General features: G+C 65.9%; 14 protein-coding genes. 7 read left to right on the plus strand and 7 right to left on the minus strand.

What is annotated here, in order from left to right; all coding sequences use genetic code 11:
- Positions 1 to 142: 142 nt before the first annotated feature.
- From AX725_RS14265 to AX725_RS14275, 3 genes are all read right to left on the minus strand, one after another.
- The gene (locus AX725_RS14265) at positions 143 to 460 is read right to left on the minus strand and encodes a hypothetical protein (RefSeq protein ID WP_060980350.1); all 318 of its coding nucleotides are present in this window, start codon (positions 458 to 460) and stop codon (positions 143 to 145) included.
- Between the two features lie 145 nt (positions 461 to 605).
- Positions 606 to 1,055, minus strand: coding sequence for a hypothetical protein (locus AX725_RS14270; protein ID WP_060980348.1), 450 nt, complete (start codon positions 1,053 to 1,055; stop codon positions 606 to 608).
- A 45-nt stretch (positions 1,056 to 1,100) separates the two neighbouring features.
- Positions 1,101 to 2,708, minus strand: a complete 1,608-nt coding sequence (locus AX725_RS14275) for a phosphoenolpyruvate carboxykinase (RefSeq protein ID WP_060980347.1) — start codon at positions 2,706 to 2,708, stop codon at positions 1,101 to 1,103.
- A 288-nt stretch (positions 2,709 to 2,996) separates the two neighbouring features.
- Here AX725_RS14275 and AX725_RS14280 point away from each other — a divergent pair, with 288 nt between their 5' ends.
- The 7 genes from AX725_RS14280 to AX725_RS14310 all read left to right on the plus strand — a co-directional run bounded on the left by AX725_RS14280 (position 2,997) and on the right by AX725_RS14310 (position 8,373).
- Positions 2,997 to 3,704, plus strand: a complete 708-nt coding sequence (locus AX725_RS14280; RefSeq protein WP_060980346.1) for a response regulator transcription factor — start codon at positions 2,997 to 2,999, stop codon at positions 3,702 to 3,704.
- Positions 3,673 to 5,271 (plus strand): sensor histidine kinase, encoded by a 1,599-nt coding sequence (locus tag AX725_RS14285; RefSeq protein WP_066114790.1) that lies wholly within the window; start codon positions 3,673 to 3,675, stop codon positions 5,269 to 5,271. Before AX725_RS14280 ends, AX725_RS14285 begins: the two co-directional genes overlap by 32 nt.
- Before the next feature lie 51 nt (positions 5,272 to 5,322).
- Complete coding sequence (locus AX725_RS14290; protein WP_060980344.1) at positions 5,323 to 5,757, plus strand: HPr kinase/phosphorylase; 435 nt, start codon at positions 5,323 to 5,325, stop codon at positions 5,755 to 5,757.
- A 49-nt stretch (positions 5,758 to 5,806) separates the two neighbouring features.
- Positions 5,807 to 6,760, plus strand: coding sequence for an RNase adapter RapZ (gene rapZ, locus AX725_RS14295; RefSeq protein ID WP_060980343.1), 954 nt, complete (start codon positions 5,807 to 5,809; stop codon positions 6,758 to 6,760).
- 105 nt (positions 6,761 to 6,865) lie between these two features.
- Entirely contained in the window at positions 6,866 to 7,276 is a 411-nt protein-coding gene (locus AX725_RS14300; protein ID WP_060980342.1) for a PTS sugar transporter subunit IIA, read from the plus strand.
- Positions 7,273 to 7,545: an HPr family phosphocarrier protein gene (locus tag AX725_RS14305; protein WP_060980341.1), complete on the plus strand. Its 273-nt coding sequence runs from the start codon at positions 7,273 to 7,275 to the stop codon at positions 7,543 to 7,545. Before AX725_RS14300 ends, AX725_RS14305 begins: the two co-directional genes overlap by 4 nt.
- 21 nt (positions 7,546 to 7,566) lie before the next feature.
- Entirely contained in the window at positions 7,567 to 8,373 is an 807-nt protein-coding gene (locus tag AX725_RS14310) for a TrmH family RNA methyltransferase (protein ID WP_060980340.1), read from the plus strand.
- Between the two features lie 19 nt (positions 8,374 to 8,392).
- Here the strand turns inward: AX725_RS14310 and purH are convergent, their stop codons facing one another.
- From purH to AX725_RS14330, 4 genes are all read right to left on the minus strand, one after another.
- Positions 8,393 to 9,982 (minus strand): bifunctional phosphoribosylaminoimidazolecarboxamide formyltransferase/IMP cyclohydrolase, encoded by a 1,590-nt coding sequence (gene purH, locus AX725_RS14315; RefSeq protein WP_060980339.1) that lies wholly within the window; start codon positions 9,980 to 9,982, stop codon positions 8,393 to 8,395.
- Positions 9,983 to 9,986: 4 nt separating this feature from the next.
- On the minus strand, positions 9,987 to 11,837 hold the full coding sequence (locus tag AX725_RS14320) for a heparinase II/III family protein (RefSeq protein ID WP_082737514.1): 1,851 nt from the start codon (positions 11,835 to 11,837) through the stop codon (positions 9,987 to 9,989).
- Positions 11,834 to 12,496, minus strand: a complete 663-nt coding sequence (gene rpe / locus AX725_RS14325) for a ribulose-phosphate 3-epimerase (protein WP_060980338.1) — start codon at positions 12,494 to 12,496, stop codon at positions 11,834 to 11,836. Before rpe ends, AX725_RS14320 begins: the two co-directional genes overlap by 4 nt.
- An 85-nt stretch (positions 12,497 to 12,581) precedes the next feature.
- Positions 12,582 to 13,868: an RsmB/NOP family class I SAM-dependent RNA methyltransferase gene (locus AX725_RS14330; RefSeq protein ID WP_060980337.1), complete on the minus strand. Its 1,287-nt coding sequence runs from the start codon at positions 13,866 to 13,868 to the stop codon at positions 12,582 to 12,584.
- Positions 13,869 to 13,954: the final 86 nt, after the last annotated feature.

Raw genomic sequence — 13,954 nt, forward strand, 5'->3', positions numbered from 1 at the left:
GGGCGGGGCGAGCCGGAGGCGAGCTTGGTGAGCGTGACTTTTCTGGCCCAGCCCGGTTCGGCGGACCGAACCTTCCCCTCCCGCAAGCGTGAGGGGAGAGATGGCAGGGCATGCCGTCGCCTCGGGCGGCTCGTGAGGTTGCTTACTGCCCGGTGAACTTCTTCGCGAAGCCCATGATGTCGTTGACCGGGTTGCCGTCGCCGTCGCGGTCGAGAAAGCCGCCGATCTTCTTCAGCGCGTCCTCGCCGCCGACCTGGGCGAGCAGGTCCTGCAGCTTGTCGAGCGTCAGGCCGGTCGATTGCGCGGCGGATGCGGCGGTGTCGCCGGGCTGGGGCGCGGCCTGGCCCAAAGCGGCCATCGCGGCCTGAACCTGCGCTTCGCTGAGTCCGACCTGCTTGGCGAGACTGGCGATCTTGTCGGTGCCGCCGAGCTGGCCGACGATGTTGTTGAGGAAATCCATGCCTTTGTCTCCCATGTTCGCCCTAGCCCGTTTTCCGACCAAAGCCGGAAAGCAGAGTGGATGCCGTGCCATCTGACTTCTGGGCTCCGGCTTTCGCCGGAGAATGGTTCAAGTTATCACTGCGAGCAGGGGCACGCCATCGGCATTAGCCAGGCAGGGCCGCCAGATCAGGTAAAATCACCGCACGCCGGGCCCCGACCGAGAACAGGCGCTCGCGCGAGAAGAACCGCAACGGCCAGTCGCGCGCGCCCTCGGGCGCGGCGAGCAGCGCGTTGACCCGCTCCACCAGAGGCAGGGTCGCATCGCACTGCCGGTGAAACGCCGCGACACCCATTGCATAGCAATGCGTGATCGTGGCGTGAAAGCCGCTGCTGTCGGTATTCGGCGTGCCCACGCTGTCATTATGCCGCCGGATGATACCCGGCAGGTCGCTGGCCAGGCAGATATCGGGCCGCTCCGCGACAAGCCAGTAGCAGGCGGCGACGTGCGCTTCGTGCGTCCATTCGGCGCGCGGCAAGCATGAAGCGATCAGCCGCTCGCCAAGGTGGCGAACGGCTGCGCTGGAATCGAAAAATCTTATGCTGCGGTCGGTCATGATCGGGCTTTCGGCAAGAAAGGCCCGATCGTGAACCGGGCCGGGTCAGGCGGCGACGGCCTGACGTTGCGGGGCGGCGGCGCGGACCGCCTCATCGACATGCTCTTCGAATTGCGCGAAATTGTCGATGAACTGGCCGACCAGCTTTTGCGCGGTGGCGTCGTAATCGGCCTTGTCCGCCCAGGTGCCGCGCGGATCGAGGATCGCGCTGTCGACGCCCGGCACGCTGACAGGAACCTCGAAGCCGAAATTCGGGTCCTTGCGGAATTCGGTGCTGTTGAGGCTGCCGTCGAGCGCGGCATTGAGCAGCGCGCGCGTCGCCTTGATCGGCATGCGGCTGCCGACGCCGTGCTTGCCGCCGGTCCAGCCGGTATTGACCAGCCAGCAGGTGACATTGCCCTTGGCAATGCGCTCCTTGAGGAGATTGCCATAGACCGACGGGTGACGCGGCATGAACGGCGCACCGAAACAGGTCGAGAAGGTCGCCGAAGGCTCGGTCACGCCGATTTCGGTACCGGCGACGCGCGCGGTATAGCCCGAAAGGAAATGGTACATCGCCTGTTCGGGGGTCAGCCGCGCGATCGGGGGCAGCACGCCATAGGCGTCGGCGGTCAGGAAGATGATGTTCTTCGGCACCGGCCCCAGATTGTCCTTCGACGTGTTGGGGATGAAGTCGATCGGGTACGAACCGCGGCTGTTTTCGGCGAGCGAATTGTCGGCAAAGTCGAGCGTGCGGGTGGCCGGGTCCATCACCACATTTTCCAGCACCGTGCCGAAGCGTCCGGTGGTGGCATAGATTTCGGGCTCGGCCTCGGGCGAGAGGTTGATCATCTTGGCATAGCAGCCGCCTTCGAAGTTGAACACGGCAGTGTCCGACCAGCCATGCTCGTCATCGCCGATCAGCGTGCGGCTGGCGTCGGCCGACAGCGTGGTCTTGCCGGTGCCCGACAGGCCGAAGAACACCGCGGTGTCGCCTTCGGGGCCGATATTGGCCGAACAGTGCATCGGCATCACGCCCTTGGTCGGCAGCAGATAGTTGAGGATGCCGAAGACCGACTTCTTCATCTCGCCCGCATAGGCGGTGCCGCCGATCAGGATCAGCTTTTCGGTTAGGTTCACCGCGATCACGGTCTCGCTGCGCGTGCCGTGCTTGGCCGGATCGGCACGGAAGCTGGGCAGGTCGATGATCGTGTATTCGGGCGCGAAATCGGCCAGCTCTTCGGCCCTGGGGCGAACGAGCAGCGTGCGGATGAACTGGCTGTGCCAGGCGAATTCGTTGATGACGCGCACGTTGACGCGATATTCGGGCTGCGACCCGCCGAACAGGTCCTGTACGTAGAGCTTGGGCTTTTCGGCGAGAAAGGCCAGGAAATCGGCCTTGAGCGTAGCGAAATTCTCGGGCGTCATCGCGACATTGGTTTTGCCCCACCAGACGGTGTTTTCGGTCTCGGCGTCGCGGACGATGAACTTGTCATTGGCGCTGCGGCCCGTGTGCTTGCCGGTTGCGACGACCAGTGCGCCGCCCTTGGCCAGCGATCCCTCGCCGTTGCGCAGGGCCTCTTCGACCAGGGCTTCGGTGCCGAGGTTCCAGTGCTGGTTGTCGGTTGCGGTAATGCCCTGATCGGCAAGCGAAACTTTGGATTTGATGGCCACTGCTGATATTCTCCCAAGTTGATGCCGCCCCTGGCTGATCTCGCGCCCAACCGCCAGCCTTCGTCAATCCGGGACGACTCACGCAGTCCTTTTCTCGTGATGCAACTGTCCAAGACGTCTGCCGCCATGTCTGTCAATAGCTGCTACCGGTGTCATAACATGGGTAGTGCATTGTTGCGGATGCACACCCAAAATGCTGCGTTGCGGCATTCGCCAGATAGCTGTTTACCCTGCCGCCATGATATGCGACCGGCATGATGACGCAGTTCGAGGAGGATACGGCCACTCATGGCGGCAGTGATTGCGCTGGTCGATGACGACCGCAACATTCTGACATCGGTATCGATCGCGCTGCAGGCGGAAGGCTTTGTCACGCGGCTCTATTCGGACGGGGAGACGGCGCTCAAGGCGATTGTCGACACGCCGCCCGACCTGTGTCTGTTCGACATCAAGATGCCGCGCATGGACGGTCTGGAGCTGCTGCGCCGGGTGCGCGAGCACAGCGCGGTGCCCGTGATCTTTCTGACCTCAAAGGACGAGGAGCTGGACGAGGCGCTGGGCCTCGCCATGGGGGCGGACGATTATATCACTAAGCCGTTCTCGCAGCGGCTGCTGATCGCGCGGATCAAGGCGATCCTGCGCCGCGCCGAACTGATGCGCGCACCCGAAGCGCCCAGCGACGAGCCCGCCGCAGAGCCGATCGTGCGCGGGCGGTTGGAGATGGACCCGGCGCGGCATATGGTGGCGTGGGATGGCAAGAAGGTGACGCTGACCGTCACCGAATTCCTGATCCTGGAGGCGCTGGCCGCGCGGCCCGGTGTCGTCAAGAGCCGCAACCAGCTGATGGACGCGGCCTATCAGGACGATGTCTATGTCGACGACCGCACCATCGACAGCCATATCAAGCGGCTGCGGCGCAAGTTCCGCGAGGTCGATCCCGAATTTTCCGCTATCGATACCCTCTATGGCGCCGGCTACCGTTTCGCAGGAGAATAACCCGTCCGCATTGCGGCTGGGCTGGACGCGGCGGGTCTCGCTGACCTGGCGCATCCTGGCGGTGAACGTGTTCGCGGTGGCAATGCTCGGAGGCGGGCTGCTCTATCTCGACAGCTATCGCGAGCAGATCATCCAGGAACGGCTCGAGCAGGAGCAGCAGAGCATCTGGCTGCTCGCGCATGCGCTGGAACGTCTCGACCAGCCGGATCGCATCGCCATGATCAAGGCGGTCAGCCGACGCTATGACTCGCGCATCCGGCTCTATGAGGCGCGCGGCCCCGTTACGCTGGACAGTTTCGCGCTGGCGTCGCCCGCCTATCGCCTGCGCGATCCGTCCGAAGAGCCCTGGCAGCGCCATGCCGCACGGCTGCTCGATCAGGGCTTCGACTGGCTGGTCGACGCAAAGCGGGTCGACCGTTTCGTCGAGCGCCGACCCGATCGGCTGCAGAACTGGCCAGAGGCGCTCGAGGCCCAGCGCAGCCGGACAGCGATCGCCCGGATGCGCTATGCGCCAGATCGCACCCCGATGATCAGCGCGGCGATTGCGCTTCCCCGGGGCGGTGGCGTGCTGCTGACCAGCTACAATGCTCGGGACGTTACCCGGATCGTGCGCGCGGAGCGGTTCAACCTGTCGATGATCGTGTTGGCGACGGCACTGGTCTCGATCCTGTTTTCCTTGTTTCTGGCGCGGACGATCGTGCAGCCGCTGCGTCGCCTCGCGAGCGCTGCCGTCAGAGTGCGGCTGGGCCGCGCGCGGGAGGTGGTGGTGCCGCGCTTGCCCTCGCGCGGCGACGAGATTGGCCTGCTCGCGCGTTCGCTTTCCGACATGAGCATGGCGCTGCGCATGAAGATCGACGCGACCGAGGCCTTTGCCGCCGATGTCAGCCATGAGCTCAAGAATCCGCTCGCCTCGCTGCGCTCTGCGCTCGAGGGGCTGGCCAGCGTGAAGGACGAACGACTGCGCGCGCAGCTGTTCGAGATTGCGTGCAGCGACGTCCGACGGCTCGACCGGTTGATCACCGATATTTCCGAGGCGTCGCGCGTCGACGCGCAATTGACCCGGACCCGGTTCGAGCCGATCGATCTGGGCGAGATGATCGAGAATCTGCTCGAGCTGCGCCGTTCGCGCGGGCTCAACCAGGGGCGCGAGACCGCCTTCGCCCGGCCCCGGCGTGGCGTCGCGGTGGTGATGGGCGAGGGGACGCGGCTGGAACGCGTGATTTCCAACCTGCTCGACAATGCCATATCCTTCTCGCCGCCCGGCGGACTGGTGCGCATCGAGGCGACGCAGCTGCGCGGGCGGGTGCTGGTGCGGGTCATCGACGAGGGGCCGGGCGTGCAGCCCAGCGAGCGCGAGGCGATTTTCCGTCGCTTCCATAGCGCGCGCCCCGAGGGAGAGGCGTTCGGCCAGCATAGCGGCCTGGGTCTCGCCATCGCGCGGACGATCGTCGAGGGGCATCACGGCACGATCACGGTCGCCGATCGCGACGATGGAGCGCAGGGCGCAGTGTTCGAGATCTGCCTGCCTGCCAAGGATCAGCAGGAACTGCCGATTTCCCCGGCCTGAAAATGGCGCTAGAATGGGGATAAATCCGAACGCGGATGAGGGGAGGGGATCATGGCGCAGGGTGACAGGATCACCTATCCGGCGAGTTGCGTCAGCATTGGCGGCGCAGCACTGCTGATCAGCGGCGAATCGGGCATCGGCAAGTCCGAACTGGCGCTGGCGCTGATCGATCGCGGCGCGCGGCTGATCAGTGACGATCACACCGCACTACACCGCGCGGGAAATCGCATCATCGCCTCGCCCGCGCCCCATATCGGCGGCATGATCGAGGTGCGCAATCTGGGGCTGCTGCCGATCGAGCCCGGCCCGGATTGCCCGGTTGCGCTGCTGATCGAGCTCAACCGCGCTGCGCCGCGCTGGATCGAACAGAGCCAGCATCGCGCGTTGCTGGGCGTGGATATCCCGGAAATCCTGCTGTCGCCCGATAGCCGGGTGCTACCGATCAAGGCCGAAATGGCATTGCAAGCCTATGGGGTCAAAGGCTAGTCACGGATGGGCGCGGCCCGACAGGAGCGCGGCACGCCAGGGGTGGCCAATGACCGATTCCAGTACTGCACAGGCGGGTTTGCCTGCTGTCGAACCGCACCGCGTGCTTCTGGTCACGGGGCTGTCGGGTGCTGGCAAATCGACCGCGCTCAAGACGCTGGAAGATTTGGGCTGGGAGGCGATCGACAATTTCCCCATCCGGCTTTTGCCTTTGCTGATGGATACGCCGCAGGCGGTTCGCCGCGACGGGCAGGAGCGGCCGCTCGCCATCGGCTTCGATACGCGCACGCGCGGGTTTGATCCGGGATCGATCGTGCGGCAGGTGCGCGATCTCGAGGAGCGACCCGAATATGCGATCAGCACGCTGTTCCTCGATTGCGCGGGGCGCGAGCTGCAGCGGCGCTATGCCGAGACGCGGCGCCGTCACCCGCTGGCGCAGGACCGTTCGGCCGAAGCCGGTATTGCCGAGGAGCGCGAATGGCTGCAGCCGCTGAGGCGCTGGGCGGAAAATGTCATTGATACGACCAACCTCGGCCTGTCGGACCTGCAGCAGGAAATTCGCAGCCGCTTTGCGCTCGAGCAGTCGCCGACCAGCATCATCGTCACCAGTTTCGGCTTTGCGCGCGGTATGCCGCCCAGCGCCGATCTGGTGTTCGACATGCGCTTCCTGCGCAATCCCTATTGGGACCGTTCCTTGCGCGAGATGACCGGGCTGGAAGCGCCGGTGGGCGCGTTCATCACCGAAGACCCGGCCTATCAGGGCGCCGTCGATCGTATCGTCGATCTGCTGACCTTCCTGCTGCCGCGCTATCAGGCGGCGGCCAAGGCCTATGTGCACATCGCAATCGGCTGTACCGGGGGGAGACACAGGTCGGTGTTCGTCGCGCAGGAGATCACCAAACGCTTGCAAGCAGCAGGCTTTTGTCCCACTGTCCAGCATCGCAACCTGACGTCACGACCCACGGATGCCATAGAAGAAAGCCCCGCGCCGCCGCCCGCATGAAGGCAGCGCGCCGGGCAGGGGAGAGATCGCTGAAACTGGCGCGGGTCAGGGACAGACGTCGGCAATAGAGACTTCAAGCTACAGAAACTGGTATAAACATCCCCCATGATCGGTCTTATTCTCGTCACCCATGGACGGCTCGCGCAGGAATTTCTGGTCGCGATGGAACATGTGGTGGGCAAGCAGCAGCATATCGAAACTATCGATATCGGCCCCAATGATGACATGGAGCAGCGGCGCGCGGATATCGCGGCCGCCATCGCCAGGGTCGATACCGGCAAGGGCGTGATCGTGCTGACCGACCTGTTCGGCGGCACGCCCTCGAACCTCGCCATCTCGCTGCTCGAAGCGGGCCGGGTCGAGGTGATTGCCGGGGTCAACCTGCCGATGCTGATCCGTCTCGAGGGCGCACGCCGATCGATGAACGTGCGCGATGCGGTCGCGGCCGCGCGCGATGCCGGGCAGAAATATATCAGCGTCGCCTCCGACCTGCTGGGCCAGGAAAGCGCGCAATGAGCGAGCAGACCGTGCAGATCACCAACCAGCGTGGCCTGCACGCCCGGGCGAGCGCCAAGTTCGTCGCTGCCGTCGCGCGCCTGCCCGAAACGGTAAAGGTGCACGTCAGCAAGGACGACAACGAGGTTACCGGAAGCTCGATCATGGGGCTGATGATGCTGGGTGCCGCGCGCGGCGACAGCATCACCATCCGCGTCGAGGGCGAGGGCGAAGACGCCGCGCTCAAGAAGCTGGTCGGCCTGGTCATGGACGGTTTCGGCGAGGACTAACCGTCCTTCCGGCCCCTTGCCATGACGATCCATCGCCATCTCATCACCGGATTTTCCAACCCCGCGGTCAAGGCGGCGCGCAGCTTGCGTGAAAAGAAACACCGCAAGCGCGAGGGCCGTTTCCTTGCTGAAGGCTTGCGCCTGCTCACCGAGGCGCGCGAGGCCGGCATTGTTCCCGAAGCGCTGTGGCTGGGCCAGCAGCGCGACCCGCACCCGCTGATCGACGCGCTCGAAGCGGCGGTGGCTGCGCGCGGCGGCACAATCTACGAGACTACCAGCGATATCCTGTCCAAGATCAGCGGCAAGGACAATCCGCAGACGGTGCTCGGCGTGTTCGCCGATCTGCCGACGTCGCTCGACGCGCTCGATCGCAGCCGCTCAGGTATCTGGCTGGTCGCGCAGTCGATGCGCGATCCGGGCAATCTGGGCACCATGCTACGCACCTGCGACGCGGTGGGCGCGGGCGGGCTGATCCTGGTCGACCAGTGCGTCGATCCGTTCTCGGTCGAAGCGGTGCGCGCGAGCATGGGTGCGGTGTTCACCGTGCCGGTGGCGCAGGCCGAATGGGGCAATTTCCTGCGCTGGCTGCGCGCCGGACCGGGGCAGCTGGTCGGCACCAGCCTCAACACCAGCTTCGATTATCGCGGTGCGGATTATGCTGCGCCCTGCTTCCTGCTGATCGGCAACGAGGCGCAGGGGCTGCCGCCCGCCTATGAGGCGGAGTGCGACCTGCTGGTCAAGATCCCGATGCTCGGCAAGGCGGACAGCCTGAACGCCGCGGTCGCCGCCGCCGTCATGGCCTATGAGGTGCTCGCCCGGCAGCATTGAGCCCGCCGGGCCCGCTCGATCAGTGGCGGAAGTGGCGCATTCCGGTGAAAACCATCGCCAGGCCCGCTTCGTCGGCGGCAGCAATCACCTCCTCATCGCGCATCGATCCACCCGGCTGGATGACCGCCGTCGCGCCCGCTTCGACCGCTGCCAGCAGGCCATCGGCGAACGGGAAGAACGCATCCGAAGCGACCGAAGAGCCCACGGTGCGCGGCTCGCCCCAGCCATAAGTTTCCGCCGCCTCGCGCGCCTTGGCGGCGGCGATGCGCGCCGAATCCCGGCGGTTCATCTGACCCGCGCCGATCCCGGCGGTCGCGCCATCCTTGGCATAGACGATCGCGTTCGACTTGACGTGCTTGGCCACGGTCCACGCGAACAGGCAGTCGGTCAGCTCCTGCTCGGTCGGGGCCCGCTTGGTGACGACCTTCAGGTCTTCGCGGCGGATGCGGCCATTGTCGCGCGATTGCAGCAGCGCGCCGCCCGCGATCGTGCGCAGCGCGATGCCGCCGCGCGCCGGGTCCCAAAGATCGCCGGTCAGGATCAGCCGCAGGTTCTTCTTCTTCGCGAACACCGCCTTGGCCGCCTCATCGGCATCGGGCGCGCAGACCACCTCGGTGAAGATGTCGCTGATCGCCTCGGCGGTCGGGCCGTCGAGCGGGCGGTTGACCGCGATAATGCCGCCAAAGGCCGACACGCTGTCGCACTGCAGCGCCGCCTTGTAGGCGCTGACCAGATCGTCGCCGCTCGCCACACCGCACGGATTGGCGTGCTTGACGATGACCACGGTCGGCGGGCCGTCGCGGAATTCGGCGACCAGCTCTAGCGCCGCATCGGCGTCGTTCAGATTGTTGAAGCTCAGCTCCTTGCCCTGAACCTGACGGTGGTCGGCGAGCGAGCCGCCGGGCGCGAAGGCGGGCAGATAGAGCGCCGCGCTCTGGTGCGGATTCTCGCCATAGCGCAGCGCCTGGCCCTTGCGGAACGGGACCGAGAGCTTCTCGGGATACATCTCGCCCTGATCGGCAAAGGCGAACCAGCTCGCGATCATCGCGTCATATTCGGCCGTGGCGGCATAGGCCTTGGCCGCTAGCTTGCGGCGGAAGGCAAGCGTGGTTGCACCGCCGCTCGCCTGCATCTCTTGCGCCAGCGTCGCATAATCGGCGGGATCGGTGACGATGGTGACGAACGCGTGGTTCTTGGCCGCCGAGCGGACCATCGACGGGCCGCCGATATCGATATTCTCGATGATCTCGTCGCGCTCCGCACCCTTGGCGACGGTGGCGGCGAAGGGATAGAGGTTGACCACGACCAGATCGATCGCGCCGATGCCATGCGCTTCCATCGCCGCGACATGCTCGGCATTGTCACGCACCGCGAGCAGCCCGCCATGCACCATCGGGTGCAGCGTCTTGACGCGGCCGTCCATCATTTCAGGGAAATCGGTGATCTGGGAAATGTCGCGCACTTCAAGGCCCGCATCGCGCAGCGCCTTGGCAGTGCCGCCGGTGGAAATGAGCTCCACCCCATGCGCCGCCAGTGTTTTCCCGAGTTCGGCCAGGCCGCTTTTGTCAGAGACGGAAAGCAGTGCGCGTTTGATCGCAATATCGGTCACGTGATTATCCCATATGCTTGATAAGCCAGCCATAATTGCCGCCGCCCACCGATGCGGTGCCGGAAAGGACAATCTGCTGGCTGGGCCGGATCTGCCCGTTTTCGTCCACCCAGAGGCTTTCCTCGAGCGTTACCTTGCTGGCGGCAGAACGGAACTGCCAGAGCGATCCGTCGGCGACGCGCAGAAACACGCCCCAGCCATCGGTCGCAAGATGCGCCTCGACATCCGGCCCCAGATGGAAGCGGATGGCAAACGGCACATCGCCCTGTTTCTGACGGCCAAACCCACGCCCGAAACCGCTTTTGGCGGCGGGCAGCAGCACGTCCTCGCCGCGCAATTCGCGGCCGTCGCTGCGCAGCACGAGCAGGCGGCGGTGGATCAGACCATAGCGCCTGGCATAGCCGTCATGCGTCATGTCGAGCCGCGCGGCATCATCGCTGTCGCGCCGGTCGAGCTCGACCAGCCCCACGCCCTTGCCGAGTTGGCCCTTGGGGAGCACCGAGGTGCTGTTGGTATCGTCGAGGCATAACGTCGAGTGCGCCGCCGTCGCGCGCAGGCCCCTGGCAAGCTCGGGCGGCATGTCGGGGGCAATCGCGCTCGCGCCGCCGCAATTGACGATCAGCCGATAGGGCCCATGGCTCATCTCGAAGGCCAGGGTGGACGCGCAGCCCATGACCGCATGCCGCGCCATGGCGGGGGTCCCGGCATCGACCAGCACCACGGTGCGCCCGGCGGGCACGCGCTGATAGCCCCAGTGCCGCGCATCGCGCAAAGGCCGCGCGCGGATGCCGCTCGCGCGGATCAGCGTCGCCATGCTCTCGGCAGAAATGCCCGGTGCGCCCTGCCAACTGCCCAGGCCTCCGTCGTGGTGGGTCAATCCCTGCAGCGCCGGCACCGCACGGCTCAGCGCCAGTTCGACAATGGGAGACAGCAGCTCGCCGCGTGCAGCATAGACCGCGCGCAGCATGGACAGCACCTTGATCGCCTCGATCTGCGCCAGCGGCGAGCGCGAGAGCGCGCCGCCATCCTCGCCCATAAAGCCTTCGATCGCGCGCTTCAGCCCTGCTTCGCCGAAGATGCGGCGCGGCTCGCCATCGGGCAGCAGCAGCGCCGCGCCGACCACGCCCGCCCAAGCGGTGACCCGTGCGAGGCCTTCCGGCGCCTTGTCGGCAACATGGTCGAGATGCCGCGCCGTGCTGGCGAAATTGCGCAGCACGCGCGAGCGATAAACAAGATCGCTGCTCGACAGGATCAGCGGTGCATGCGCGGCGCAATTGAGCATGCGGCGCGCGGCCAGATCGGCGCGCCAGGCCGGATCGGCCACGGTCTCGAGATTCGCATCGAGCCACTGATCGACCAACTTCTCGGCGATGGGCACGCAGGTTTCGCGCGGTGCCGATGCGGCCAGATCGCGCAGCCAGGCAAAGCTGTGAATGTAATCGAGCGCCTCTGGCGGCGCCTGGAGCGTCGCGAAGTTGAGCTTGGCAAATTCGATCCGCTGGCCAGCAACCTGAAAGAAGCCGGCGCGGATCGCCTTGCCGCGCCGCGCATCGCCGGGGAACGGATCGTCGGGCGCTGCGAGCAGCCGCAGCGGCGAACGGCCCTTGAGCCGCAGCTTGTGCAGCGGCGTGCGCCAGGTCATCCGGTAGAAATAATGAACGATGCTTTCAGTGAGCGAAAGGCCGCGATCGTTTTCCACACGCACGAGCTGCTTGCGTGCCGATTGCGGGCTGTCCTCGATCAGGTCCGGGCGGGATTCGAGGTCCGCGCCGATCAACGGCAGGCGGCGTTCGTCCTCGCTGGCCTGGGCTGCGCGGGCGCCTGTCCGGCGGCTCTCGGACAGGACATCGCTCATTGGCCCTTCAGCTCCCGGATATTGGCAGCGTAACGATCGGGGCCGCCCTTGAAGCTTGCCGTCCCTGCAACCAGCACATTCGCCCCGGCATCCACTGCCTGTGGCGCGGTGATCGTGTCGATGCCGCCATCGACCTCCAGATCGATCGCGCGGCCCGATTTTGCGATCATCTTCGCGATCGCCTCGATCTTGCGCAGCTGGCTGGAGATGAAGCTCTGTCCGCCAAAGCCGGGATTGACGCTCATCACCAGGACAAGGTCGACCTCGTCGATCAGATAGTCGAGCATCTTGGCCGGAGTCGCGGGGTTCAGCACCACGCCTGCCTTCTTGCCCAGCGACTTGATCAGCTGCACCGTGCGGTGAACATGCGGCCCTGCCTCGGGGTGCACGGTGATGATGTCCGCGCCGGCATCGGCAAAGGCCTGGACGTACTGGTCGACCGGCGAGATCATCAGATGCACGTCGAACGGCTTGGTCGTGTGCGGACGCAGCGCCTTCACCACCGCCGGGCCGATGGTGATATTGGGCACGAAATGCCCGTCCATCACATCGATATGAATCCAGTCCGCTCCCGCCGAGTCGATCGCGCGCACTTCCTCGCCCAGACGCGCGAAATCGGCGGACAGGATCGACGGAGCTATCAATGGGGGCTGCGGCATAGGCCTAGCCGCTTAAACCTCAACATCTTGTGGAGCAAGGCGCTTTGCGGCGCTTTTCCACATGATTTGGCCCAGAGCCGGACAGTCAGGCCCGATGGCGCAGCCGGGCCATGAAAAAGCCGTCCAGCCCGCCCGCGTCCGCCAGCATGCCGGGCAGGGTGCGCACCTGGCCCAGCCCATCGGGCATAACCCCAGCGGGGAGTTCGTCGGTGGCCACGGGGTCGATCGTGTAGCGGCTGTCTTCGGTAAGGAAGTGCGCGACGACATCCTCGCCCTCGGCCTTTTCCAGCGAGCAGACGGCATAGACCAGAACGCCGCCGGGCTTCACCCAGTTCGAGGCGCGCTCGAGCAATTGCGCCTGCTGCTGCGCGCGATCCTCGATATGGCGCGCGCCGATGCGATAGAGGACATCAGGATGGCGGCGGAAAATGCCGGTGGCGCTACACGGCGCGTCGAGCAGAACGGCATCGGCCTGCTCGTCAGGACGCCATTCTAGCAGGTTGTCGGTAATCGTCTCTGCATCGAGGCCGGTGCGCTTGAGGTTCTGGCGCAGGCGCTTCAACCGCTTTTCCGAATTGTCGAGCGCGGTCACCTGCCAGCCGGCGGCGGCGAGTTGCATCGTCTTGCCGCCCGGCGCGGCGCACAGATCGAGCACGCTGCGTCCGTTGCCTTGTCCAAGCAGCCTTGCGGGCAGGCTGGCGGCGAGATCCTGCACCCACCAGTCGCCCGATTCGAAGCCCTCGATCTGTTCGATAGCCCCTGCGCGCGGAAGGCGGACATGGCCGGGGGCGAGCGACACGCCGCCCAGCTGCTCGGCGGTTGCGGCGCTCTTGGAGGCGTCGGCAAGGCTGAGGTCGAGCGGAGGAGGGCTGCCGAGCGCGGCGCTGGCAGCTTCGGCCATGGCCTCATCCCAGAGCGCAGTCCAGCGGTTGGCGGTGGCCGGCGGCAGCGCGGGCGCAGGCAACGCCACGCCTGCGCGCATCAGGCTGCCGAACACTCCATGCGCCAGCTTGCGCGGCCCGCCTTGCAGCAGCGGCAGTGCGGTCGCGATCGTCGCATGCGGCGGGGTTTCGAGCGCCAAAGTCTGAGCGAGCATGATGCGCAGCACCATCCGCGCCTTGGCGTCGTCCGCGAGCGGCAGCCGCGTCATGCTGTCGATCAGCAGGTCGAGCCCCGGAAGGTGCCGGAGAACTTCGCCCGCAATCGCCATGGCGAGCGCGCGGTCGGAACGGTCCTCGATCCCCTGACAGGCGGCATGCTGGGCGACATCGAGCGATTCCCCGCGCCGCATGACGGCATCGAGCATTTTCAGCGCCGCACGGCGTGCGGGCAGGCCAGGGGTGTCGTCAGGGGCGGAGGATCGGTTGTTCATTGGGCGGCGTTAGGCGGGGACGCCTGACAAATCAAATCCTCCCACAGCTTGCTGGGGGAGGGGGACCGCCCGCGAAGCGGGTGGTG

It is taken from the genome of Blastomonas sp. CCH9-A1 (assembly GCF_001557175.1).
In the GTDB taxonomy this organism is placed as follows: Bacteria; Pseudomonadota; Alphaproteobacteria; order Sphingomonadales; family Sphingomonadaceae; genus Blastomonas; species Blastomonas delafieldii_A.